Source organism: Pyrococcus yayanosii CH1 (assembly GCF_000215995.1).
In the GTDB taxonomy this organism is placed as follows: Archaea; Methanobacteriota_B; Thermococci; order Thermococcales; family Thermococcaceae; genus Pyrococcus; species Pyrococcus yayanosii.
In genome coordinates this window covers 1,444,201-1,466,673 of the sequence record NC_015680.1, presented here as the reverse complement: position 1 = coordinate 1,466,673, position 22,473 = coordinate 1,444,201, and the positions used below count along the sequence as shown (strand labels likewise).

General features: G+C 52.2%; 25 protein-coding genes and 1 other RNA gene. 7 read left to right on the top strand and 19 right to left on the bottom strand.

Annotation, left to right across the window (positions count from 1 at the left end):
* Positions 1 to 34 precede the first annotated feature (34 nt).
* Positions 35 to 1,225, top strand: a complete 1,191-nt coding sequence (locus PYCH_RS08095; RefSeq protein WP_013906379.1) for a proteasome-activating nucleotidase — start codon at positions 35 to 37, stop codon at positions 1,223 to 1,225.
* Here PYCH_RS08095 and PYCH_RS08090 read toward each other — a convergent pair.
* Both PYCH_RS08090 and PYCH_RS08085 read right to left on the bottom strand, forming a co-directional pair.
* Entirely contained in the window at positions 1,212 to 2,324 is a 1,113-nt protein-coding gene (locus tag PYCH_RS08090) for an MFS transporter (protein WP_048058283.1), read from the bottom strand. The genes PYCH_RS08095 and PYCH_RS08090 overlap by 14 nt on opposite strands.
* Before the next feature lie 97 nt (positions 2,325 to 2,421).
* Positions 2,422 to 3,561 carry an MFS transporter gene (locus tag PYCH_RS08085; protein WP_013906377.1) on the bottom strand — a complete coding sequence of 380 codons (1,140 nt, stop codon included), beginning with the start codon at positions 3,559 to 3,561 and terminating at the stop codon, positions 2,422 to 2,424.
* Positions 3,562 to 3,656: 95 nt separating this feature from the next.
* Between PYCH_RS08085 and engB the strand changes: the two genes are divergently transcribed.
* Positions 3,657 to 4,229 carry a GTP-binding protein EngB gene (gene engB, locus PYCH_RS08080; protein WP_048058408.1) on the top strand — a complete coding sequence of 191 codons (573 nt, stop codon included), beginning with the start codon at positions 3,657 to 3,659 and terminating at the stop codon, positions 4,227 to 4,229.
* Here engB and PYCH_RS08075 read toward each other — a convergent pair.
* Positions 4,201 to 4,668: an Lrp/AsnC family transcriptional regulator gene (locus PYCH_RS08075; protein ID WP_013906375.1), complete on the bottom strand. Its 468-nt coding sequence runs from the start codon at positions 4,666 to 4,668 to the stop codon at positions 4,201 to 4,203. The two genes, engB and PYCH_RS08075, sit on opposite strands and share 29 nt — an antisense overlap.
* A 75-nt stretch (positions 4,669 to 4,743) precedes the next feature.
* Complete coding sequence (locus tag PYCH_RS08070) at positions 4,744 to 5,820, bottom strand: Clp1/GlmU family protein (protein WP_048058282.1); 1,077 nt, start codon at positions 5,818 to 5,820, stop codon at positions 4,744 to 4,746.
* A gap of 73 nt (positions 5,821 to 5,893) precedes the next feature.
* Here PYCH_RS08070 and priL point away from each other — a divergent pair, with 73 nt between their 5' ends.
* Complete coding sequence (gene priL / locus PYCH_RS08065) at positions 5,894 to 7,042, top strand: DNA primase large subunit PriL (protein ID WP_013906373.1); 1,149 nt, start codon at positions 5,894 to 5,896, stop codon at positions 7,040 to 7,042.
* Entirely contained in the window at positions 7,005 to 8,042 is a 1,038-nt protein-coding gene (gene priS / locus PYCH_RS08060) for a DNA primase catalytic subunit PriS (protein WP_013906372.1), read from the top strand. The genes priL and priS overlap by 38 nt, the downstream gene beginning before the upstream one ends.
* Positions 8,043 to 8,551: 509 nt before the next feature.
* Here the strand turns inward: priS and PYCH_RS08055 are convergent.
* From PYCH_RS08055 to PYCH_RS08005, 12 genes are all read right to left on the bottom strand, one after another.
* Positions 8,552 to 9,241: a hypothetical protein gene (locus PYCH_RS08055; protein WP_013906370.1), complete on the bottom strand. Its 690-nt coding sequence runs from the start codon at positions 9,239 to 9,241 to the stop codon at positions 8,552 to 8,554.
* Positions 9,231 to 9,917 carry a hypothetical protein gene (locus tag PYCH_RS08050; protein ID WP_237698661.1) on the bottom strand — a complete coding sequence of 229 codons (687 nt, stop codon included), beginning with the start codon at positions 9,915 to 9,917 and terminating at the stop codon, positions 9,231 to 9,233. Before PYCH_RS08050 ends, PYCH_RS08055 begins: the two co-directional genes overlap by 11 nt.
* A 79-nt stretch (positions 9,918 to 9,996) precedes the next feature.
* A complete protein-coding gene (locus PYCH_RS08045) occupies positions 9,997 to 10,473 on the bottom strand; it encodes a hypothetical protein (RefSeq protein WP_148236227.1) in 477 nt (158 codons plus the stop codon).
* 448 nt (positions 10,474 to 10,921) lie between these two features.
* Positions 10,922 to 11,244: RNase P RNA component (gene rnpB, locus PYCH_RS09525), an RNA gene on the bottom strand.
* A 27-nt stretch (positions 11,245 to 11,271) separates the two neighbouring features.
* A complete protein-coding gene (locus tag PYCH_RS08040; RefSeq protein WP_013906366.1) occupies positions 11,272 to 11,835 on the bottom strand; it encodes an aldolase in 564 nt (187 codons plus the stop codon).
* The gene (locus PYCH_RS08035) at positions 11,807 to 12,406 is read right to left on the bottom strand and encodes a membrane protein (protein WP_013906365.1); all 600 of its coding nucleotides are present in this window, start codon (positions 12,404 to 12,406) and stop codon (positions 11,807 to 11,809) included. Before PYCH_RS08035 ends, PYCH_RS08040 begins: the two co-directional genes overlap by 29 nt.
* Before the next feature lie 40 nt (positions 12,407 to 12,446).
* Positions 12,447 to 13,550 carry a tripartite tricarboxylate transporter permease gene (locus tag PYCH_RS08030; protein ID WP_013906364.1) on the bottom strand — a complete coding sequence of 368 codons (1,104 nt, stop codon included), beginning with the start codon at positions 13,548 to 13,550 and terminating at the stop codon, positions 12,447 to 12,449.
* Positions 13,532 to 14,698, bottom strand: a complete 1,167-nt coding sequence (locus PYCH_RS08025) for a hypothetical protein (protein ID WP_013906363.1) — start codon at positions 14,696 to 14,698, stop codon at positions 13,532 to 13,534. The genes PYCH_RS08030 and PYCH_RS08025 overlap by 19 nt, the downstream gene beginning before the upstream one ends.
* A gap of 42 nt (positions 14,699 to 14,740) precedes the next feature.
* Entirely contained in the window at positions 14,741 to 15,499 is a 759-nt protein-coding gene (locus PYCH_RS08020) for an RAD55 family ATPase (RefSeq protein ID WP_048058281.1), read from the bottom strand.
* A gap of 20 nt (positions 15,500 to 15,519) precedes the next feature.
* Positions 15,520 to 16,269: an ATPase domain-containing protein gene (locus PYCH_RS08015; RefSeq protein WP_013906361.1), complete on the bottom strand. Its 750-nt coding sequence runs from the start codon at positions 16,267 to 16,269 to the stop codon at positions 15,520 to 15,522.
* Positions 16,270 to 16,398: 129 nt separating this feature from the next.
* Complete coding sequence (locus PYCH_RS08010; RefSeq protein ID WP_237698660.1) at positions 16,399 to 17,322, bottom strand: SPASM domain-containing protein; 924 nt, start codon at positions 17,320 to 17,322, stop codon at positions 16,399 to 16,401.
* 86 nt (positions 17,323 to 17,408) lie between these two features.
* Positions 17,409 to 17,843, bottom strand: coding sequence for a molybdenum cofactor biosynthesis protein MoaE (locus PYCH_RS08005; RefSeq protein WP_013906359.1), 435 nt, complete (start codon positions 17,841 to 17,843; stop codon positions 17,409 to 17,411).
* A gap of 67 nt (positions 17,844 to 17,910) precedes the next feature.
* Here PYCH_RS08005 and PYCH_RS08000 point away from each other — a divergent pair, with 67 nt between their 5' ends.
* Genes PYCH_RS08000 through PYCH_RS07990 form a run of 3 tightly spaced genes read left to right on the top strand, consistent with a single transcriptional unit; the run spans position 17,911 to position 20,402 of the window.
* Complete coding sequence (locus tag PYCH_RS08000) at positions 17,911 to 18,651, top strand: hypothetical protein (protein WP_013906358.1); 741 nt, start codon at positions 17,911 to 17,913, stop codon at positions 18,649 to 18,651.
* Between the two features lie 15 nt (positions 18,652 to 18,666).
* A complete protein-coding gene (locus tag PYCH_RS07995) occupies positions 18,667 to 19,620 on the top strand; it encodes a tetratricopeptide repeat protein (protein WP_013906357.1) in 954 nt (317 codons plus the stop codon).
* Entirely contained in the window at positions 19,617 to 20,402 is a 786-nt protein-coding gene (locus PYCH_RS07990) for an NAD+ synthase (protein ID WP_013906356.1), read from the top strand. The genes PYCH_RS07995 and PYCH_RS07990 overlap by 4 nt, the downstream gene beginning before the upstream one ends.
* On the opposite strand, the gene PYCH_RS07985 is transcribed toward PYCH_RS07990, so the two are convergent.
* The 3 genes from PYCH_RS07985 to surR are packed head-to-tail and all read right to left on the bottom strand — an operon-like array spanning position 20,386 to position 22,441.
* On the bottom strand, positions 20,386 to 21,567 hold the full coding sequence (locus PYCH_RS07985) for a geranylgeranyl reductase family protein (RefSeq protein ID WP_013906355.1): 1,182 nt from the start codon (positions 21,565 to 21,567) through the stop codon (positions 20,386 to 20,388). The two genes, PYCH_RS07990 and PYCH_RS07985, sit on opposite strands and share 17 nt — an antisense overlap.
* Complete coding sequence (locus PYCH_RS07980; protein WP_013906354.1) at positions 21,564 to 21,758, bottom strand: DUF362 domain-containing protein; 195 nt, start codon at positions 21,756 to 21,758, stop codon at positions 21,564 to 21,566. Before PYCH_RS07980 ends, PYCH_RS07985 begins: the two co-directional genes overlap by 4 nt.
* The gene (gene surR, locus PYCH_RS07975) at positions 21,758 to 22,441 is read right to left on the bottom strand and encodes a sulfur metabolism transcriptional regulator SurR (protein ID WP_013906353.1); all 684 of its coding nucleotides are present in this window, start codon (positions 22,439 to 22,441) and stop codon (positions 21,758 to 21,760) included. The genes PYCH_RS07980 and surR overlap by 1 nt, the downstream gene beginning before the upstream one ends.
* Positions 22,442 to 22,473: the final 32 nt, after the last annotated feature.

The window sequence follows — 22,473 nt, the reverse complement described above, 5'->3', positions numbered from 1 at the left end:
TTCTTGCAGAACTACCATCTGGAGAGGTGAGAGTATGAGCGGTGATGAAGTTACGTTTGAAGGGGGGTACGATGATTACATAACTTATCTCAAGAGGCGCATAAGGCAGTTAGAGCTCCAAGTGAGGATGCTTGAAGCGGATAAGGAGAGACTAGAGAGAGAACTCTCCCGCCTGAGAACGGAGATGTCGAGACTGAGACAGCCACCTGCATTTGCGGGAACCGTCATAGAGCTCCTTGACGATGACAGGGCCATAGTCCAGAACTACAACGGGCCGCGCTTCGTCGTGAGGATAGCCCCATGGGTCGAGAAAGAGAAGCTCAGGCCAGGGTCAAGGGTTGCACTCGACCAGAGGACGATGGCCATAATAGAGATTCTCCCATCGCCCAAAGACCCGGCGGTCCTTGGCTTCGAGGTCATAGAGAGACCCAACGTCACCTACAAGGACATAGGAGGTCTCAAAAAGCAGCTGCAGGAGCTGAGAGAAGCTATAGAGCTTCCACTAAAACACCCAGAGCTCTTCGAGGAAGTGGGCATAGAACCTCCAAAGGGCGTCCTACTCTACGGACCGCCCGGCTGTGGGAAGACGCTCATGGCGAAGGCCCTCGCCCACGAGGTCAACGCAACGTTCATCCACGTCGTCGGGAGCGAGCTCGTGCGGAAGTACATCGGCGAAGGTGCTCGTTTAGTCCATGAACTCTTCGAGCTTGCGAAGGAGAAAGCACCGACCATAATCTTCATCGACGAGATAGACGCTATCGGTGCGAAGAGGATGGACGAGACGACGGGGGGAGAGAGGGAAGTCAACAGAACCCTCATGCAACTCCTCGCCGAGATGGACGGCTTCGACCCGAGAGGTAATGTAAAGGTTATAGCAGCTACCAACAGGCCCGACATCCTCGACCCTGCCCTTCTCAGGCCTGGCAGATTCGACAGGCTGATAGAAGTTCCGCTCCCTGACTTCGAAGGTAGGCTGGAAATACTCAAGGTCCACACGAGGAGGATGAAGCTTAGGAACGTTGACCTCAGGCTCATAGCGGAGATGACAGAGGGTGCTAGCGGTGCGGACCTCAAGGCAATAGCGACGGAGGCAGGTATGTTCGCCATAAGGGACAGGAGAACCTACGTCACGCAGGAGGACTTTCTCAAGGCGATAGACAAGGTCCTCGGAAACGAGAAGAAGTTGCTCCAGAGCATACTGTCGCACGAGGTTATATACGGCTGATTTCCTTTTCTTCCATTCTGATTATCACCCATGCAATGAGATACATAACAGGAACCGATAGGAAAGCCTTCTCATGTCCGAAACTGTCTATTAGTAGACCGAGAAAGTATGGTCCAGCAGTTGCTCCAAAGAAGCCGACCATGTTAACGAAGCCCATTACGGAGCCAAGGTTCTCAGGGCTGGCCTTTTCCGAGGTGTAAGCGGTAATTATAGCACCAACCGAATAAAATGTAAGGCCAAGCGGTATGATAACCCAAGGAGACGCGGTAACCGCCAAGAGAAATGTCAGGAGAGCGTTGAATCCAAAGACGAGCGCGATGCTCCTTCTTCCAATTCTGTCGTAAAGCGCTCCGCCGAAAAGAGAACCCACCACACCAATGACAGAGAGCAACGAAAACAGAAGGGATGCTACTTCAACGGAGACACCAGAGCTAACAAGAAAGGAGACGAGAAACGTTAGCATGCCGAAGAAAGCCGCCAAGACTATGAAATTAGCGGCACTTAGAAGGAGAGCGTCTCGGGGAATTGAAAATCTTACTCCCCTTGGCTTCGAAACTTCCCCCTTAACGGTGAAGGCCAGCGCAAGACCGATGGGTAGACTCATGGCGGAGAGAAGTAAAAAAGCATGGCGCCACTCAAGGCTGAGGGCCACGGGAACGACTATGAGCGGAGCTATCCCGCTTCCCACTGGAGGGCCAATCATGAAAACGCCCAGAGCGGAGCCCTTTTTCTCGCGATAAAGCTCACTTATCAAAGCGGTTGCGGGAGCATAGTAGAAACCGGAGAACAGGCCATAGAGGGCCCTCACAGCCAGGAGCTCCCAGTAATGGCGGACAAAAATTATCAGGGTAGATGAGAGTGAGTAGCCGATTATGCTAAGCACGAGGAGCCTCTTTCGTCCAATCCTATCGCCGATGTATCCGGCAGGAACTTGAACGATGGCGTAAGGCAGGAGTAGAGAAGTCATAAGAAGGCCGGCCTCGGCATTATTGATTCCAAATTCGGCCATTATCATTGTGAGCAGGGGTGAAATCGCCATCCTGTGGGCGTAATTAAAAATCCAGCCGAGGCTCACGAGGAGCAACAGCTTCCTTCTCATCACTTCGACAAGGAACCGGACTCTTAAAAATTTGCTGGAGAGAACCTGCCAGGGCTTTCAATTCTCCTCAGAGAGTTCTGAAAAACGTTCAGAGCAACTATTCCTCTTCCTTGAACATGACCCAGAAGCTGAAGACGGAGAGGCCGTAGAGAAGTCCCGTTATAAAGAAGGGCATTGCCAGGGAACGATCAAAGAGTATCCCGCCAAGGTACTGTCCCACACCGAAGGTGACCGTCCAAGAGAAGCTTCTCAGGGCTAGTGCAGTCGAGCGCTCCCCACTTCTAAAAAACTTCATCATGAATGCATCCCATATTGGGTTCACGATGTTCATGAGAATCGTCCTGATAATGTAAACTGCAGCTGCGAGTGGAAAGCTCGGGAGGAAGGGCAGCACCACTATTAAGGCCGTCGCCGAGCCGTTGAAGGTCACTATTGTCTTGACGCTCCCAATCCTGTCGGCTATCATCGGTAGGAGGAATGTTCCAAGACCCATTATGAATTGCTGAACAGCAAAGAGAGTCCCTATCTCTTCCAAGCCGGTTCCAAAGACTGTCCTGAACCAGAGCCCCATGTAGGGTATGGTAACTCCGGCCCCAAGGCCTATAAGCGTCGTGGGAAGCGAGAATTTGAGAACCTTAATGAGGGTTTCCTTTCTGAACTCGACCCCCTGCCCCTTCCTCTCCATCACCGGGGAGACTAGGAAAACCATAAGGCCCTGCACGGGAATGAGGAGGGTCGCGATGAGCATCGTTCCCCTGTATCCAAAATAATTAGGCATGAGGCCCCCCATAAACGACCCCATCGCGGCACCTATCGTGGCGATGGCTGAGTTGAGGGAGAAAAGATAGTGCCTACTCTCCTCCGGGGCGTTCTCACTTAACAGACTCATGAATGCCGGCCACTCGAGGGCCATGCCAAAACCGAGGAGGACCGAGGAGAGCAGTAAGAGGGGGAAGAGTGGGTAGAAGACCTGAATAAGGCGGGCTGTGAGGAAGAGAATCGCCGCAAGCAATATTACTCTCCTATACCCGAACCTGACGGCGATGGGACCTGTAAGGAGGAGGGCAAAGGCCTGAACAAGGGTAGATAGTGAGAATATTACACCTATCTCCTCGTATCCGAGACCAAGGGACCGGAAATAGAATGGCTGGACGAACCAGACGATATTGCCCCCTAACCATGCCACAAAGGAGTAAGCCACGAGCAGCCACGCGTCCTTTCCGAAGGAGTATCTCATCGGTTTCCCGTCATGGCTTTCGATTTTAAACCTATCGAAGCGTTATGAGAGGAATAGCACAAGGCCTTATAAAGGCCCAAAACGACAAGGGGCTGATGGCGACGATAATCTTCGTGGGCCGCTCCAACGTGGGCAAAAGTACCCTGATATACAAGCTGACCGGGAAGAGGGTTAGGAGGGGAAAGAGGCCGGGAGTAACGAGGAAGATAATTGAACTCGAGTGGAGGGGCCACAGGGTAATAGACATGCCCGGCTTCGGCTTTATGGCTGGCCTGCCCAAGGAGGTTCAGGAGAGAATCAAGGACGAGATAGTGCACTTCATAGAGGACAACGCCGACAAGATAGACTTGGCAATACTCGTCGTCGACGGAAAGGCGGCCCCCGAAATTATCGAGCGGTGGGAAAAGAGGGGAGAGATACCTATAGATGTCGAATTTTACCAGTTCCTCACCGAGCTAAATATACCGACGATAGTTGCCGTGAACAAGCTCGACAAGATTAAAAACGTCCAAAGAACAATTCATTTCCTAGCCGAGAAGTTCGGCGTTCCATATGAAAAAATTGAAGAAGTTTTTATCCCACTATCAGCAAAGTTCGGCGACAATATTGATGTCCTTAGAAAAAGGATTGACGATATCCTCAGAGCGTCCCAAGAACGACGTGGGTGACGGTCTCCTTCACGCCATCGAGAGCCGCTATCTCCTCGAGTATCTCGTCAAGCCTGCTCTTGTCGGCCTCTATTATGAGGTCTATGTCACCCGTGACGCGGTATATCCTCTTAACCCTCAGCTTCTTTATGGCGTCGTAAACGTGCTTCCTCTTCGTGGGCTCTATTTTGACAAATATAAAGACATCGCCCCTCTTCTCACCCAGCAGCTCTAGAGCCTTCTCCGTCAGGTCTATGAAGCCCCTGCCCGTCCTTATATATCCCAACTCCTTGAGAACTTTCAGGTGATTGCTGAGGGCCTGCCTCGTTATGCCTAGCTCTTCAGCCAGCTCATCCTGGGTCTTCTCGACGGTGTGAACCTCTATGGTCTTCCCCTCTTTGTAAAGCTTCTTCAGGAGCTCTATCTGCCTGTTGGTAAGCTCGCCCCTGTCTCTTGTCATACTCCGGCCCTCCACTTGAACTTTACAAACTGACATCCTTTACAGGCTTCATAAATCTTTTGGCGAAGTTGGGCATTAGAGGGCATCCCTATCCAAGAGACCCAGCTCCTCCCCGTCCTCCCTCACCCTCATCCTCCCGAACCTTATCTCCTTAACGCGGGCCAACTCCCCATCGTCGAGTGGCGTCAGGATTTCGGCCTTCATATCCCCAAAGTTTAGGAGCTTGAGAATGCCAAGGCCTAAGCAGAAGCCATCTTCATCTATCAGGCCAAGGAGGATGTTGCTGAGCCTGTCGAAGTCGATGTAGCGGAGGACATTTCTGTCAACGCTCCTTGGACCCTCACCGACGTCGGCCTTCACGATGAAGTACCTACCCCCGACCTTTCTCCCGTGTAGAATCAGCCATTTGAATATCCCTTCCAAGAGACCCTTTTCCTCCTCGCTCAGAGGCCGACCCTGAAAGAGGGAGGTGCCCGTAATGACGAACTTCGATAGGTCGAGGGTAATGGGACGGACACCCCTAAAGTAGGCCCTCCACTTCTCCCTCCTCATATCCCTTCTCTCGCCCCTCGAGTAGCTCCTCGCCTTATCGCTCACCTGAAGCTTCACAACATCTAGCTTGCCCTCGAAAGGCTTGAGTATTGGGGCAAGCTCCCCCTCCCTATCGAGGGCAAGAACAATATCAGGTCCAACTGCCTCTATCTTCATCCTCTTAAGCTCAACGCCCGGCCCATGAACGAGACCCGTCGTATCTATCAGAACGACGTCCGCAACCTCTTGGGCGAGCCGGGCGAGCCTCGTGACCCCTACGACCATCTCGGCGAAGTGCTGGTTGGGAGTAACCGTGCCCACGAAGTAGTGCTTAAGAGGACTAAGCTCCCCAAGGGAAGAGAAGGGAGCCTCCGCGAGGGCGAGACTTATCGTGGCTGGGGGCAGAATGCCCTTCTGACCAACGTCGCTGTCTATGATTGCCACCTTGAGACCCTGCTCGACGAGGGCGTTGGCGAGGTAGACGGTCAGAGTGGTCTTCCCCGTGTCAACTCCCCCTAAGATCATTACCTTCACGGGCTTTGGCCTCTCTATTATCTTCTCCATGGCCTCAACCCTATCTGGGGGCACGTCCTGAGTCAGGGAGGCTTTGTTCATGGCCATCCCGGGGGAGGTATGAAGGGACCCTATAAATCGTTTCCGCAAGGGTTTTATCGTGCGCCCCCTAATTCCCACCATGCTCGACCCTTTCGGAAGGAAGGCAAGGGAACTGTTGGAAGAATTTAGGAGCCTCAATGAGTTCCTCCTAGCAATCCCAAACTTTGTGGACAAATCCGAGGTTCTGGAGAGGGTTAGCTGGCTTAAATCAAGTAAGGTCCCGGAGAAAATCCTCAAAATGGACGACCTTAAGGACCTCGCCACCTTCTACGCCCTGTTAGGTGCCCTAGCTCACTCACCCTACGGCCTCGAGCTGGAGCTCGTGAGGAAGGCAAATCTAGCCATATACAGGGAGAGGATTAGAGCCTCTAAGGAAGTTTCCGTCGGGGAGCTTGCCCTCCCCCTCGAGCCCGTCGACAACGTTCCGGAGAGAGACGTTAAGATACTTGGCCCACTCCACTACCGGATGCACGTGAGAAACTACCTTGACCTGACGGACGAGGGGCTTTCCTTCGTTTACGTGAGGGGTGGCTACGTTTACCTTACGAGGGAGGAACTTCTGAGAGTGTGGGAAAAAGCCTTTGAAAGGAACCTTGAGAGAGCCGTGAACCTGATATACGAGATAAGGGAAGAGCTGCCCCCCTTCTACCAGGAGGTGTTCGATGCCCTATCGTCCCTTGCCCAAGAGAGATTTGGGAAGAGGTTCAAGGCCGGACCGGGGAAGCTTCGGCCGGAGCTATTTCCACCCTGCGTGAAGAACGCCCTGAGGGGAGTCCCGCAGGGCCTGAGGAACTACGCAATAACGGTCCTGCTGACGTCTTTCCTTAGCTACGCGAGGCTCTGTCCGAATCCGCCTCGGCGCAACGTCCGTGTCAGAGACTGCGTCAAGGATATGAGGATAATTGAGGAGGAGATACTGCCCATAATCATCGAGGCCGGCAACCGCTGTAGCCCACCGCTCTTCGAGGACCAGCCAAACGAGATAAAGAACATATGGTACCACCTCGGCTTCGGATACACGGCGAGGCCCACGCTAGAGGATAGTGGGAATTCGACGTGGTACTTTCCCCCCAACTGCGACAAGGTAAAAGCCAACGCTCCCCAGCTCTGCACTCCCGACAAGCACTGCCGCTACGTCAGGAACCCCCTGACATACTACCTGAGGAGGCTCTACCTGGAGGGAAGGAGCAATGCTCCTGAGGGAAGTCAGCAAAGAGGAGAGGGCTGAGTTTTACAGGAAGGAGTGGGATTCCAAGAAGATACCTGCCTTCATACTCGAGACCCTCGAAAGGCGAGAGTTCGGCTTCGACCACACAGGTGAAGGGCCAAGCGACAGGAAGAACTCATACTCCGACATAAGAGACCTAGAGGACTACATAAAGGCAACCGCCCCCTACGCCGTTTACTCAAGCGTGGCCCTATATGAGAGGCCGAGCGAGATGGAGGGCTGGTTAGGGACAGAGTTAGTTTTCGACATAGACGCCAAGGACCTCCCCCTAAAGAGATGCAACCACGAGCCGGGTACTGTATGCCCTATTTGCCTCAATGACGCCAGGGAGCTCGCGAGAGACACGCTGACGGTGCTCAGGGAGGATCTTGGCTTTGAAGACATCCACGTGGTTTATTCAGGAAGGGGCTACCACATAAGGATTCTCGATGAATGGGCACTTAAGCTTGATGCCAAAGCTAGGGAGAGGCTCTTGGCCTTCGTATCGACGAGCGAGATTGAGGAGGCGAGGGAGTTCCGGAAATTGCTTATGGAGAGAAGGGGATGGTTCGTCCTGAGCTCCGGCTATCCCCGGGTTTTTAGGCTCCGCTTCGGCTATTTCATCCTCCGCGTCCGGCCGGGCCACCTGAAGAGCGCGGGGATAAGGAGGAACATCGCTGAGAAGATACTCGCCGAGAAGGAGAGTATATATGAGGGCTTCGTGAGGAAGGCCATACTGGCCGCCTTCCCCGAGGGCGTAGGGGTGGAAAGCTTAGCGAGACTCTTCGCCCTCTCCACGAGGTTTTCGAAGGCCTACTTCGACGGCCGCGTCACCGTGGACGTAAAAAGAATCCTCAGGCTTCCCTCCACCCTTCACTCCAAGGTCGGCCTCGTGGCCACCTACATCGGGAGGACGGAAAGAGAGCTCATGAAGTTCAATCCCTTCAGACATGCCGTTCCGAGCTTCAGGAGAAAGGAAGTAAAGGAGGCCTACAGACGATGGCTGGAGCAGTTAGAATAAGCGGGCGGCTAAAGTTTCCATTTTCCTTTTGTCCCTTATCACGACCTTATACCACACTTCTACTCTTTTTGTTGATAAGTTTAGTTGTTATCCCTTAACCTTTCGAGTTCCTTTTCTGCATCTTCGATTGTTTGGGGAGGTTGTTTCGGGAATATAAACACTTCACTTATGATAGGTCTGTTAGTGAGGAAAACTGGGACTTCAGCAGTTGTCAAAACTAGAAATCCCCCTCCATGCTTGTAAAATAGAAAGACCAAGCATTGCCAAGACCTTCCCCTTCCATCTAAGGTACTCATCCCTCAGGTTATCGGGGATCTCGGTGTTAAGTCTTTTCAGCGCGTTGAGTGCTGCACTTTTTATGCATAGCCCAAGCTCTCTCGCCGAAAGCTCTACTTTTCTGGTGAAGTACGTGGGGAGCAGGAGGTTGAAATTATCAGGATAGCAGAGGAAGTCCTCTGGTAGTCCGAGGGCGAGCAGGAAAAAGCCGTTAAAAGCTCTGCAAGAGCTTATCAGTGCAGTGTAATCAGGCCCATCCTCTCAAAGTCGTCGGAGAGTAGATATTCAGCACCCCTGAGAAGGCTGTCTATGGCGAGTATCAACTTCAAGGAATGCACAGTCGAGAACACCTCCACAGGGCCGAGCCTTATCCTGTAGTGTCCCGGAGGGACGGTAAGGGCTTTCCAGAGGGACCCATCTTCAGGGGTGAGCTCGTCCCACGTTAGAAAGCATTGCATTGTTTTAACCCTCGAGCACGTCCTTGTACTGTCCCTGGTTCCCTTCAGGCACTCCTCAAGGAATTCCAGGGCGGCTTTCACGTACTCCCTGACTTCAACCCTCTCCCTACCAATAAATCGTCCATCCTCGAAGGCTTCAATGAGCAGGTAATCGCCCTCCTTCCTGAACACCACGGGAGAGACAGGCTCGTAAGTGCCGAAACCCACCTCGAGCTTCCCGCCCCTGCAGTTCCTCCTAATCACCCACCCCCCTTCCTCCTCGAACTTTTCAAGCACGTAGGGGATTTCATCACATGACGAGACTGCAAAGGTTACTGTAGCGAGGATTGCCGACAGCGCCTGCACAATATAGCAGGCGACCCACACAATCCGCTTTCCATTCACCTCTATAATAACCCAAGCCCCAAACCCCTCGGATTCCTCCAACTCTTCGAGAGTGAGATCAACCAAGAACTTAACCGGCATTAAGACTACCTTCCGGCTTTTTCTTTAAAAAATTAAGGAGCCTCTTATAATCATTAATAATTTTTCGGTACTCTCCAATCCCGTTTCCATCAAATATGTGGGTACAGGACCCTAATTCCGAGATGGCATCTTCTATGACGTTCATTGCGCTCTTCACGAACTCGCTGATGGGCACCTTGCGGACCTTTCTGTAGTCCACACTCACGAAATAGAGATGACTACCCTTCCTGAATCCATAGACAATCAATCTCGGGTCGTAGCTCCCGAGGAAGGACCTTAAAAATGAACTAGAGGTTAACTCGTCAAACTCATCCCCCAGTAATCCCCTTAGAACCCGAACTTCCTTATCTAGCCAGTTCGGGAGTTCATCTATACTGTTAAAGCTCCATCCGTACGACTTCACGTCTTCTGGGATCTCCCCGGTTGCAGCATAAAATACAAATCTGAAAAGCTCATAAAGAAATTCGTTGAAGTGAACAGTTGCATTAAAGAGCTCCTCTCCTTGGCAGTAGATAGAAACATCGTACTCACTGAGGGCAATCTCTATTATCGATTCCTCTGGGTATCCATAATTTTTCCCTTCTGTTATTGCCTCTTTTATCATCCTTTCCAATGGTCCAAAAGGCTCCTCAAGTTTAAACGTGATTTTGAAGTCCACCATTTGTACCACATCCATATTACATGGCATAGAAAAAATTAAAAATGGTTTCTTGTCACTTCAGTCCCAATCCACCGGGTGTGCCGTCACTATCCTGTTATAAGCCATTGGATATTTTCCTTATGACAACTCTCAGCCGGTTCTTGGCTCCAAGCCCGTAGTAATACTTTTCAAGAACTGCTTCGTTTGGCGCATTGCTTCTGTCACAGTTTATTTCGCCAGTTTCAATTGTCTCTTTGAGCATTTGAATGAGCATATCCGCGGTTAAGTACTTGAATTTCGACTTGTATTTCCATTTTTCTTCTAAGATGTGTCTTTCAATTATGTGCTTTGCTCCCTTCTTGTCAATGATAACGTCTCCCTCTGGGAAATAGCCACCGCAGGCGTATCTCCCCCTGAACTTTACCCGAAAGTTCTTGTACTGCTTATCAAAATCCTCTGCAAGCTTTTTAGCATCGTTAGCGTCCCATCCGTTGAGGTATGCTTGTGCTAATAGTTTCCCAAGTTCTTTCGGGCTGAATAAGTCTTCGACAGCCTTTACCTCGTCTCTGGTTATTGTTATGACTGGCTTCACTATGACGGCTTCCTTCTTGAGTCCCCACAATTCCTTCTTTACGTAACCATAGCCAATCTCTACTTGTACGAAATGAAAGTTTTGAATAAACGTACTTCGCGATTGCCGCGATGATACTTCCTACTGCTACAATCCACCCTATACCCGGGACAAAAACCTCAAGGAAAGGCTGTACTACAACAGTAGCACCCCCAAACTGCGGTTTAACATCACCCCCAGGTTTCCTCTCAGGACTGAACTCCGGCGGAACCGTTACGGTACCGTTTACCACTGAATTGACGAAGCTGGCAGTAGCACTGGCACTACTAACCGTCAGCCCAAGAATCAAAAAACCCATGAGCAGGGCCACGAACGGACGCCACTTCACCAAGGTCACCCTCCAAAAGTTTCAGGCAGGTTCAACAACCAAAACTCTCACGAGAAAATGTGGTCACAGAATGTGATATGGGCGAGGGGGCTGTAGCCCGCCTTCTGTACTGCGGGGGCATTCGACTAAGCGGCCTACCACGGGCCTCACACCGGGAACTCATTGGCCCTTTCTCGGCCTTGCACCCCGCGGGACGGCCGTTTCACCGCTCCCCCCGGGGTCGTCAGCGGGTTAGCTCGGCTCCCGTCGCCGGGAGCCTTCGCCGCTTTCATGCCCATCTCCCGGGGGACGTGTCGTTTCTGTGCCGTTGCCCCGCCTCTCGGCGGGTGCCTTACGGCACCGCGGCCCCGGTGCGGTGGGCGGAACTTCCTCGGGAGTGCCCCGAGAGCCCCCAGCCCCCTCGCCCTTATACGTTCAAGGATAACCTTGCTTTAAAACCTTCTGTTCCGAGTTTCGAACCAGAGGCGAGCGCTCTCCTCCACGAGCTCTGCCCTATAGAACGCCTCCCTAAGGCTCTTCCCAACCGTCACTATTCCGTGCCTCTCCATCAGGACAGCGTCTGCTCTCCTCAGCCCCCCGGCGACAATCTCAGCGAGCTCCCCACTCCCGGCCGGCCTGAAGGGGAGGACGGGAACCCTTCCAAGGTAGAGCTCGGCCTCGGGAGTCAGGAGTGGAAGCTCCCCTTTCACGAGTATGGAAACCGCTATGGAGTAGGGGGGATGAAGGTGAACCACCGCCCTCACATCAGGCCTTACCTTGTAAACGCTCAAGTGGAGTCTCCATTCCGAAGAGGGCCTCACGGCCGAAACCTGCCTCCCGTCGAGCTTCAGGATTGCCACTTGGCCCTCCGTCAGCTCCCCCATCACAGCCCCCGTTCCCTTTATGAAGACCATGTCACGGACGCGGACGCTTATGTTACCACCGAAGGAACCTGTTAGTCCTTTGGTGTGGGCCAGCCTCGAGTACTTAACGAGAGCCCTCTTCACGTTCCTCAACTACCCTCACCTCGAGCCCACAGTCAACGCATATCGCCCTCCTACCTCTCCACCTAAGCTCGCCTCCGCAGACGGGGCAGACGTTTAGCTTCTCGCTATCCCTCCACATGGCGTAGGTCTTCTCGTCAACGGCCAAGTAAACTGATCCCCTGTCCTCCCTGAACTCGCCGAGGACCGGATAGCTCTTGAGCTCGAAGGTCTTCCCATCGATTATAACCGGCTCCACGCCGACATTGCCCTCAAATTCAAGCTCGTTGGCGGGAATAATCTCGACAACGTAGCTCTCAATCTTCCTGTCAAAGTACGCCACGAGCTCGAGGGCATCGCTCAGCTCTCCGCTCGCTGAGAGGAAGTCCACGACTATCATACCGCTCTTTGGGATCAGCAGGGTTATGACGAACCTGTTCCTAAAGACGGCCAGTCCCTCCCGGGCACAGACTTCTTCGAGCCCCAGTTCCACGATCTTGTTCCTCACAGCTTCAACATCTGGAAGCCCCTTCCTAGCGGTTATCTCCTCTCCCAGCCACTTTGCTAAGGCCATCGCGGCCATGACTGGCTCGTATATCACCATCCCAACCACCCCTACATCTTCAACGCCCCCCGTTATTAAGCTATCCGAGCAGTATCGGAACCATGAGAACCCCCATACACGTGATCCTCCTCACGCGGAGCCTTGGCGGAAGGAGGCCAAGGGAGGATGAGGCCGCGAGAAGGAAGAGGCCCAGAAGGCCATCGTAGAGGAGAGATAACGACACCAAGAACATCAAGACAAGCAAAACGGCGATCCTGTATCTCTTAAAGGCCAGCCTTCCCACTAAAAAGGCTATCCGGGGGCCAGTTAAAAGGACGAGAGTCCCAGCCGAGAGTCCCAACAGGTAAAGGAAGGGGAGGGCGTTTATGGGGACGGCTCCTATTGCGACCATGACTCCGTTCCTTGCCCTCCCCGTGAGGGCGAGGTTCGCTAGTGAGAAGGCGAAGGCGGCGGTATTCGTCGAGTAGACGACGGTTAAGAACTTCCTGTCATCCCTAGTAACGGCAGAGCCGAGGAGAGAAGCTTGTCCAGGGGTCAGGGCGGGAAGGAGGGACGCAAGGGCCCCGAGCAGTGTTCCGAAAAAGGAGAACTTAAGAAGCTTAGGAAAGGGGAGAAGTAACTGGGCTTCCTCAACCTTAACTTCTCTGGGCGGGTTCAGCAGGGATTCCAGAAGTGGAGGAAGAGCGAAGATTCCCGTGAAGACGTGGTAGTAGGGATCTCGGAGCGGAAGGGAGAAGGCGACAATACCTAAAAGACCTGAGAAGAAAAATATGAGGGCCGCACCTAGGCGGTTCGCCTGGCGAAGGATGAGGAGGAGCGCCAGCACGAGAACCGCAATCTTACCCAAGGTCGGGAAGTAAAGGGGCGCTAGGAGGGAATATATGGGAAGGAGAATGATTGAGAGGAGGAAAGCAAAGAAGCTGGCCCAGAGGGAGAGCTGGACGACTTCTCCGAACCTGCCTCTTAGGACGAGCCTGTGGGCGGGGAGAACTGAGGGAACTGTGGACTCCTCGGGAACCCCAAAGAGGGCGGATGGAACAGAATCGAGGAACGTGTGTACGGTTCCCATCGTGAAGAGAGTGGCAGGAGCCAAGTTAAAGCGACGGAGGGCGTTGACGTGAAGACCGGGCGTTAGACCAGTGAGAATCCCGAGGATGAATCCCTTCAGGAACTCCCCCAGCAAATGTCCTCCCTCCCCTGAACTTCAAAGGCAGAAAACCCCCTATACTCCGTAAAGAAGCCATAGGCATCAACCCGCTCTCCTGGGGAAAGCGTGATGTTTAGGCTTTTCCTCAGCTTTAGAAGGACCCAACATCCCCTCTCTGTCACGTTAGCCAGCCCAAACCCGTTCGAGTATACTTTGACCCAAGACACGGTGCCTGAAATCCTTCTGACCCCACTTCCAGGAAAGCATATGGAGTTCTCGAGAGACTCCCTTTCCTCAATGACGGAGCACTCAAGGCATAGGTAGCTTCCTGGCCTTTTGAGAGCCCTGAACACTATTAAATCACCAGTACGGGCCTCGAAACCTGCAAGGGGCTTGTCAAGGCACTCTAGCTTGAGGCCCCTTCCACTCCTGCCCACAACCCTGCAAGAGCTTCGAACGACATCACCAACCTCCGCCTCTCCCAGAGGGACCTCAAGGGCTGAGCCAAGCTTTCTTACGTCGGCTGGATCGTTCACGTAGAGGACTAGGGTCGAGCGAACTCTAATGACGCCAAGAACCTCCACAAGGGTGCCAGGTTCGAGCTCTATACCCTTTGGTAGGTAAATCCGGACGGCTTCTCCCCACCACCAGAGGGTAGCCGGATTTCCTCCATAAATCACGGTGCCCCTGAGCTTAAAGGGCATGCCATCCCTTGGTTGTTCAGACCTCCCCAGGACTGTATAGCTGACGGGAACGAGTTTTCGACCATGGAATAAGCCCTTAACTTCGATAATAGTTCCCTTGCTAATGTTCAGCTCCGTAAGGAGCCAAATCCTTTCGGGCATTAGAAGCTGGGGACCATTGTCAAACCAGTAGGCACCTACGAATGTCTGGAGAGATATCAGGCCGTCGCCAACCTCCCTTGGCTTTATTCCTCTGCCGTCAAAGACCCCAACGACCTTGTAAACCTTTCCAATCTCAAGGGATGCGTATACGGGAACACTTCGGGAGCCATTGCTCAGAACGCTGAAGTCCCCTGAAGAGTAAACGCACACACCGGAAAACTCAACCAGAGAGCCCTTTTGGGCGTTTTCAAGCGAGACAGGCTCCTTGGGAGTTAGTAGAAGCGACATTAAGAGGAATGTGAAAAAGGCCACTATGAGCAGAGCGTCCCATTTCCGCATGAGAGATTGTAACGCTAAAATATTTAAAAGCTTTACTATAAATCATAGGAGGAGCTTGATACCAGAAGAAGTTATCTCGTACTGTATCCACTCGAGCTTATGGGCCGTCCTCCTCATGCCGTATATTCTCAGATACCTTCTCAGGCTTTTTCCTTCCTCCATCAGCCTGAGCTCGATGATACCATCAACTATCGCCTTAACCATCATCTCAACGTGCGGCTCCTCTATTCCCGAATTCATTTCGAGAACCCATACCTGCCTGTTCCTGTGTGCGAACTCCCTCAACTCCTCGAGGAACTTGTATATCTCCCTCTTCGATGTCTCAAAGAATATGGGAGTCATCGACGATATGAACCCCACTATATTTTCGGTCCTTGTGTTAGAAAGGAGTTTTAGAGTGGAGTCCTTTATGGCGTCGAGAAGTTGAGTGGTGTCACTGACGTCGGTAACAACCGTCTCGTCGAATGAGAACTTGGGAGCCTTCCTAAGCCTCTGGGTGTAAGCGTCAAGTAGCACGAGCCTCTCGTCAAGGTAGGGCATAAACTCCCACCCGAAGTCCAAAGCGTTGCTCACGAACTCGTACTTGGAAAGATCTACAAGGACACCTATCACGGGGATACCAATCTGGAGCTGGTTATACGTGAATTGGGCGAGAAAAGTACTCTTTCCGGCCTTAGGATCCCCTATCAACAGGACTACACTACCCCGAGGGATTCCCCCACTTATCAAATCATCTATTATGCCCGTTGGAATTCTTTCTACCGTTCGCTCTATTTTATCAGGTTCAGAGTTCTCCAACATCACCGCAACATCCCACCCGATTAGTAGATCTCGCCGCTCGGGTACACTACCACCCCGGTAGGACCTATCTCGAATGGATACTTCTTCATCGAGTGCCTCGTCTCACGCATCTTCCTTATCAAAAGGTACCTCTTCAGCTCGATGTTCCTCTCCTGAAGGTCGAGTATTACGACACCCCTCGCGATGAACTCCTCTATCCCATAACGGCTTATCTTACCATGGGCAGGGTCGGGAGCCTCTGTGGTGAGGATCGTGGTAACACCCATCTCGAGAAGTATCGTGTTGAGCTTAAGCAGGACCTCCCTAATCTTCCTTTCTTCCTCAAGACGGAAGGCTATCGATGGGATGGAATCTATCACGAGCCTCTTCGCGTTTATCGCCTTAACAACGCGGTAGATATACCTAAGGAAATTGTCCATGTTAAACCGGTCTTCAAGAACGAAGCGCTCCTCGCTCGGCAGACCTACGGTAGAGCTCACACCATCTACTATCGCAACCTTACCTTCTTTTTCCAGTCTCTCAAAGTCCCATCCGAACGCTCTCATCTCTCTCCTAAGATCTTTAGCTCTCTCCTCAAGCGTGACGAATACACCAGGCTCCCCGTACTCATCAGCTCCTTTGTAGATGAACTGGGCAGCAAATGTCGTCTTTCCCGTCCCGGTGCCACCGGTGAGAAGGACCGTTGTGCCCTCGGGGAAGCCACCCTCTATGAGTTCATCAAACCCAGGGATCCCGCTTTTTACCCTCCTAACGAAATAAGAGCTCATCATACATCACCCCAAGTAAGCCTGACTACTTGGTAGTTTCTGGTGAGGAATTATAAAGCTTTTGCCATGAATTTGAGAGGATTTCTGAACACCTGAGAACCTCGTGGGAAATATTATGCAAAATATACAAAACTAAAGAACGCAGAACTCAATACCCAAGAGGTCCCCCGTGGCCTGATACTCCAAGGCGCGGCAGTCATGGCATGTGTAGCGGAGCGGGCACCTTTTGCAATTAGGTATATTGTCCTTGGTGAGCTTCCAGAAAGACCTCAGTCTCTGCTTCCTGGCTATCCTTCTCAGGGGTTCCTCCCTAACGCTGCCAACGGGGAACTTCCTGAGGAGAGGACATGGCAGGGCAAAGCCCTCCGGAGTTATGGCAAGGGTTCCGGCCAGACAAGGATTGTAAGCTATCGCCGTCGGATTAACCGTTCTCCGAACCTCTATAGGGCTAAAGTCGAGAAATCTCAAGGAGCCAGGATACAGGATGTCTATCCAAACCTCTCCGGCGAAGGGAAGGCCTCTCTCCCTGACCTCCCTATATTCAGGATACCTAGCCATAAGGAGGAGCACGTCGGCTACATCAAGGGTGTCTGAAGCCCTCCGGAGTTCCTCATATGCTACCTCGACAACCAGCTTGAAACTCCTCTCCCTAGGAACCTCGTGGACGTCCTCGAGGAGAACCACGGCATAGACGTTATTTATTCCAATGGAAACCGCATATTTGGCCAGTTCCACAAGATCTGAGACGTCATCGTAGTTCGTCAAGTAGAGATCACCACCAAGCGCCTTGAACTCTGAGATCACCCTCTTGAAGTCATCAATCGTAAGGGGTTCATCGTAGAGGATAAGCCTATTGTTCCCTATGCACCCAATGCTCCTTGGAATGCCCTTGGCCTCCAAGAACTTTCCTTTCCCTATGCCAAGTTGAAGTATAAGCCTCTCAAGCTTGCCCTTGTGCTGGACTTCAGCCCATGGCGGCTTCCCCACGGTCGTGATTCTTCCCGCTCTAATAGTCACATCCATCCCTACGGCACTTACCCTCTCCACGAAAATCACCGATTAGAGTGCCGCATTCTCGCTATATTAACTTTTTCTATACGGATTTTGCACACCACTGCTAGTAGTCACTCAAAAAGCGAAAATCAGCGCGCAGGTCTTGCCGTGTTTCCCTCTATCCAGAACTCGCCCTCCTCCGTAACCTCTTTCTTCCATATGGGAACTCGCCTCTTTACCTCATCAACGACCCACGAGCAAGCTTCGAATGCCTCTTTTCTGTGCTTTCCGGCGGCGACGATGAGTATGGTGTTCTCTCCAATCTCTAGTTCTCCCACCCTATGCCATATTAGGATGTCTTTTAGGGGGAACTTCCTCAGGGCCTCCTCCCTTATCCTCTCCATTTCCGCGAGTGCCATCTCCTCGTAGGCCTCGTATATAAGCTTCAAAACCCTTCTACCGAAGTTTTCCTCCCTAACCTTTCCCAGGAATATAACCACCCCACCGACCTCGGGAGACGAGACAAGGGAAACGGCCTTCTCTATGTCAAAGTCCTCGGGCTTCCTGAAGAGGGCCACCTTCATCTCCACACCCCGAGGACTGTGGGTCAACCTTTATTTAAACTGTTTCCCAATTCTGCTGGGGATCACAATGAGGAGCATAGTTATAGCTCTAATCCTGGTTATCCTCACGGCGGGATGCCTTGGTGAGGGCACGACAACGACTTCTCAACCGAGGGAGGTGATAACGCCCCCATCTCCAACGCCCACTGTGACCGAAACGCTTACGAGCACCGAAGAGGCACGGTCATTTCCTACGGCATACACCTACTGGGAGCACGTAGAAGTAAACATAACGATAACAATCGAAGATGAAAACGAGACGTTCACGGAGACCGTGAGGATGGCCATTGAGAGGAACGCCACTGTCGAGGGAACAAAAGCCTACGTGAACTCGACGATAACGACCCTTCCCGATAACATCAGGGTTCCCATAAGGCTAAGGATTGAGGGGAATAAGGTCTACACGCTGACACCAAATGGCTGGATAGAGGAGACAAACGAGACCCTGATAATTCCGCCGGAGGAGTTCGCCAAATTTTTCCTCGATTACAACCCCGTGGCACTTTCCCTCAAATATGGAGAATCATACGTTCCATTCCTCAGCGAGGACGAGGTTAAAGCTATCTTAGTCCAGAACTTGGGCATTCCCAACGCTACGATGGACGTTAAGAACTCCTGGATGAGGATCGAGTTCGAGGGAAGCCTTCCAGTCAGTGGCACACTCTACGTCTCGGTCTCCCTAGTCATCGTGGATTCCCTGACGGGTGCGAAACTTGAGGAAACCGTCATCCTCATCGACAGGTTTAAGGTGATTTGGCACGAACGATGAACTGGAGGTGCGAGAATGGAGGAGCTTATGAAAGCCATTGAGAGGGGGAACACGAAAGAAGTCGCCCGGTTGCTTTACCTGAAGGCAGACGAGCTGAGCGACGAGGAGCTCAGAGAGGTTCTCGAAAAGGCTGAGGAGCTCGCTAAGAAGAGTGAGGACTATGAGCTCTACAAGCTCGTTCTGTACTACTATGCCGAAGTCTTCGGAATAGACAAGCTTGAAGACTTCGAGAAGCTGGCAGAGAAGGACGGATTCGAGGTCAAGTTTCACCTCGCCGATCTGCACTTCCTACTCGGCAATCCCGAGAAGGCCCTCGAAATTTACAGGGGACTCATCGAGGAGGAGGCGAGCAGGGGGAACAGGGAGAACCTAGCAAAGGTGTATTACAACATGGCCCTCATCCACGAGGAACTCCACGAGTACGAAAAGGCCCTAGAGCTACTGAAGAAGGCAGAAGAAATCTTGGAGGAGCTTGGAGCTGAGGAAGACCTCCTCCACGTGAAAATATACGAAGGCTACGTGACGTTCGAACTCGGAAAGGTTGATGAAGCCAAGGCAATGCTTGCAGCCCTCCTTCCGAGGGTTAAAACACCCGCCCTAAGAGCTCAGCTGCACCTCGCCTTCGAAGAGATATTCGAGGAGGAGGACAACTACGAGGCTGCCCTTCAAGAATGCCTCTACGCCCTCGTAGAGTCTAAGGAAACAGAGCAGTTCGAAGTCGCCTTCGACGCCCTCATAGACGTCGTCTGGCAACTCATCCTCGAAGACGATTTCGAGCTCGTGTACAGGAACATGCCCATGTTTGCGGCCGCCCTTCCGGAGATTAAGGACTTCTTCGAGGGCATCAAGGCCATAGCCCTTTACAAAGCTGGGAAGGTTGGAAGAGAGGAGGTTACGGGTGTTCTTATGAGGGTAAAGGATAGGAGACTTCTAGACATACTGGAGTTTCTGGGGGAGGCTGAGCTATGAGGAGGCTTGATTACGAGGCTGCCATCGAAAGGATTGTGGACTTCATCAGGAGGAAGGTCAGAGAGGCGGGAGTGAGTGGGGTCGTTATAGGGATAAGCGGAGGAGTTGATAGCGCAACCACGGCATTTTTGGCTGTTAGGGCCCTTGAGCGGGAGAAAGTTCTTGGTTTGATAATGCCCTACTACGACAATGGGGATTTGGAGGATGCAAGATTAGTTTGTGAAACTCTTGGCATTGAGTGTAGGGTCATAAGCATTAAGCCTATTGTTGATTCTCTGGTTTCCCAGCTTGGTTTTGAGCCCGACAGGAAGACTCTTGGCAACATTATGGCTCGAGCTAGGATGATTTTACTCTATGCCTATGCCAACAGCATGAATCGGTTAGTTCTCGGGACAAGTAACAGGAGTGAATTTTTGACTGGATACTTCACCAAGTGGGGTGATGGGGCAAGTGATTACGCCCCACTCATAAACCTCTACAAAACTGAGGTCTGGGCCATCGCAGATAGGCTTGGCGTTCCCAAGAGGATAATTGAAAAGGAACCCACCGCCGGCCTCTGGAAAGGCCAGACAGACGAAGACGAACTAGGAATAAACTACAAACTCCTCGACGAAATACTATGGAGGCTCATTGACTTGAAAAAATCCCCAGAGGAAATAGCCAAAGAACTTGAAATCCCCATTGAAAAAGTCGAACACGTCGAAAAACTAGTAAAAACAAGCGAACACAAGAGAAGGCTACCGGTGGGCCCCACCTTCGACGACCTCATAGCAGGGCCCTGAGGATTTCGAGCCTCCTCTTACTCATTATTACCTTCGGATTCTTAAGGAGGACTTTAATGACCTCAGCGTAGTTCCCGCTCGCGAGCTTTTCCAAGTCCATTCCACTGAGTAGCTGGATGAAGAGGTCAAGATCCTCGTCCGTTAGCTTTTCAGTGGCCCTCCTGAGCTTGAGAAGCCTTTCCATCCTTGGACCTTCCTTCTCCCACCATTCCTTCGTGTAGTTCTGGAGGAGCCCGATATCCTCCTCCTCAAGGGCTCTGACTATCCATTTGGCAGCCATTGTTCCGGCCTTCATCGCCTCTGCCATGCCGCCGCCGTGCATGGGGTTGACTTGTCTTGCAGCGTCTCCAACTACAACCACGTTCTCCTTAGCGAGCTCCTTGACAAAGCCGCCAACCGGAACTAGCCCGACGTTTATCTCGAGTAGCTTCTTGGCGTTTATGTTGTTCTCCTTGAGCCACCTGTCGAGGTAGTATTTAGCGGTTCTCGGATTGTCAGCGTTTATCCCTATACCCACGTTAGCCCTATCCTCGTCCTTCGGGAAGACCCAGACGTAACCCCTCGGCGCTACCTCATTGCCGAACCAGAGGTGGATAAGGTCTGGATCGTAGCCCTCAATGAGCATCTCGTATTCATAGGAGGAGTCGAACTCGTGGGGAGGAGCGTAGGTATCTATGCCAGCCTTCCTCGCGATGGTGCTCTCGACGCCGTCGGCGGTGACTATAATGTCAGCGTATATTTCAATGAGCTCGCCCTCGTGCTTTGCCTTTATTCCAACGATTTTACCGTCCTTTCTGATAACGTCAAGAGCTTCAGTCCTCGCAAGGACGTCCGCCCCGGCCTTGGCAGCATAGTATGCGAGCATTTTGTCGAAGACCTTTCTCTCAAGAATAACGCCGCTAACCTTTTTGTACCTGAGCTCGGCGGTGTATCCACTCGGCGAATACAGCCTCGCCCCGTATATCTCCCTGTTTATGAACCGCCTGTCGTAGGGGATGTCGAACTGCTCAAAGACATTCACGCTTATGCCCTCGGCGCACTGCTTCGGGGTTCCTATGGCGGCCTTCTTATCGATGAGCAGAACCGAGAAGCCAGCCCTCGCAACGTTCCTTGCAACTATCGGGCCAGCGACACCTGCCCCCACTACAACGACGTCGTACCTCATCCGGACACCTCCTCGGCCGTGAGGGCACCAACTGGACAGGCCTTAACACATATCATGCAGGAGATGCATTTATCCCCGGAAAACTCCCACTTGGAGCCGACTCTTATCGCGAGGGCCGGACAGACGCCGGCGCATCCACCACAGAGGTAGCACTTGTCCTCGTTGACAAGAATCCTGACTTTTCTCGGCATCATTCTCCCCCCGCAAGTATTTTCTCCTCGTCCAGCTTTATGACACCGTCTTTTATCGTTATCGGAACGAACTTAGTCAGCTCCCTTACTTTCTCCCTGACCTCCCTCTCCTTGAGGTTAAGCCTGTCGCTGAGCTCCTCGATTGTCGCTTCCCCATGTAGGAGAAGGTAATGAAGCACGGCCAGCGTTGTCATATCCCCTATCTCTTTCAGGTACGTATCCTTTATCTTCCTAATAAGTCTGCTCCTGTAGGATTCAACCTGCCTGAAGGCCTCCAGAATCTTCTCAAGCTCCCGGTTGGCCTTGAGAAATTCAGCTAGAAGTTCCCTTAAACCTTCGGGATCCTTCCTAAGGGCCGAGAGGTTTATCATGAAGTCCCCAAGTTCCTCCGCATCAAGATCCAGACCCCGGTACCAGAACATGTGGGGTGTTAAGGTCACGACGTAGGAGCGGGACACCGATATCTGGTAGTACTTCTTTGTGGGACCTATGAAGCGCTCCTCCTTCTCGTAGGACTTCAGAACACCCTCTCTTTCCATAATCTTTAGGTGCTTAGCAACGGCCGTCGAGGACACGCTTACCCGACTACTGAGGAGGCTGAAGTAACACTCCATGCAGGTGAGGTGGGATAGTATATCCCGCCTGACCCTGTTCCCGAGGATGTAAAAGATGTCGGGCTTCATAACCATCACCTACACATATGTGTGGCGCAAAG

Excerpts from the sequence above, each read along its gene's own strand:
- PYCH_RS08095 (WP_013906379.1), top strand. The coding sequence starts at position 35 with ATGAGCGGTGATGAAGTTACGTTTGAAGGGGGGTACGATGATTACATA.
- PYCH_RS08090 (WP_048058283.1), bottom strand. The coding sequence starts at position 2,324 with ATGAGAAGGAAGCTGTTGCTCCTCGTGAGCCTCGGCTGGATTTTTAAT.
- PYCH_RS08085 (WP_013906377.1), bottom strand. The coding sequence starts at position 3,561 with ATGAGATACTCCTTCGGAAAGGACGCGTGGCTGCTCGTGGCTTACTCC.
- engB (WP_048058408.1), top strand. The coding sequence starts at position 3,657 with ATGGCGACGATAATCTTCGTGGGCCGCTCCAACGTGGGCAAAAGTACC.
- PYCH_RS08075 (WP_013906375.1), bottom strand. The coding sequence starts at position 4,668 with ATGACAAGAGACAGGGGCGAGCTTACCAACAGGCAGATAGAGCTCCTG.
- PYCH_RS08070 (WP_048058282.1), bottom strand. The coding sequence starts at position 5,820 with ATGGCCATGAACAAAGCCTCCCTGACTCAGGACGTGCCCCCAGATAGG.
- priL (WP_013906373.1), top strand. The coding sequence starts at position 5,894 with ATGCTCGACCCTTTCGGAAGGAAGGCAAGGGAACTGTTGGAAGAATTT.
- priS (WP_013906372.1), top strand. The coding sequence starts at position 7,005 with ATGCTCCTGAGGGAAGTCAGCAAAGAGGAGAGGGCTGAGTTTTACAGG.
- PYCH_RS08055 (WP_013906370.1), bottom strand. The coding sequence starts at position 9,241 with ATGCCGGTTAAGTTCTTGGTTGATCTCACTCTCGAAGAGTTGGAGGAA.
- PYCH_RS08050 (WP_237698661.1), bottom strand. The coding sequence starts at position 9,917 with ATGGATGTGGTACAAATGGTGGACTTCAAAATCACGTTTAAACTTGAG.
- PYCH_RS08035 (WP_013906365.1), bottom strand. The coding sequence starts at position 12,406 with ATGGTGATATACGAGCCAGTCATGGCCGCGATGGCCTTAGCAAAGTGG.
- PYCH_RS08025 (WP_013906363.1), bottom strand. The coding sequence starts at position 14,698 with ATGCGGAAATGGGACGCTCTGCTCATAGTGGCCTTTTTCACATTCCTC.
- PYCH_RS08020 (WP_048058281.1), bottom strand. The coding sequence starts at position 15,499 with ATGTTGGAGAACTCTGAACCTGATAAAATAGAGCGAACGGTAGAAAGA.
- PYCH_RS08015 (WP_013906361.1), bottom strand. The coding sequence starts at position 16,269 with ATGATGAGCTCTTATTTCGTTAGGAGGGTAAAAAGCGGGATCCCTGGG.
- PYCH_RS08005 (WP_013906359.1), bottom strand. The coding sequence starts at position 17,843 with ATGAAGGTGGCCCTCTTCAGGAAGCCCGAGGACTTTGACATAGAGAAG.
- PYCH_RS08000 (WP_013906358.1), top strand. The coding sequence starts at position 17,911 with ATGAGGAGCATAGTTATAGCTCTAATCCTGGTTATCCTCACGGCGGGA.
- PYCH_RS07995 (WP_013906357.1), top strand. The coding sequence starts at position 18,667 with ATGGAGGAGCTTATGAAAGCCATTGAGAGGGGGAACACGAAAGAAGTC.
- PYCH_RS07990 (WP_013906356.1), top strand. The coding sequence starts at position 19,617 with ATGAGGAGGCTTGATTACGAGGCTGCCATCGAAAGGATTGTGGACTTC.
- PYCH_RS07985 (WP_013906355.1), bottom strand. The coding sequence starts at position 21,567 with ATGAGGTACGACGTCGTTGTAGTGGGGGCAGGTGTCGCTGGCCCGATA.
- PYCH_RS07980 (WP_013906354.1), bottom strand. The coding sequence starts at position 21,758 with ATGCCGAGAAAAGTCAGGATTCTTGTCAACGAGGACAAGTGCTACCTC.
- surR (WP_013906353.1), bottom strand. The coding sequence starts at position 22,441 with ATGAAGCCCGACATCTTTTACATCCTCGGGAACAGGGTCAGGCGGGAT.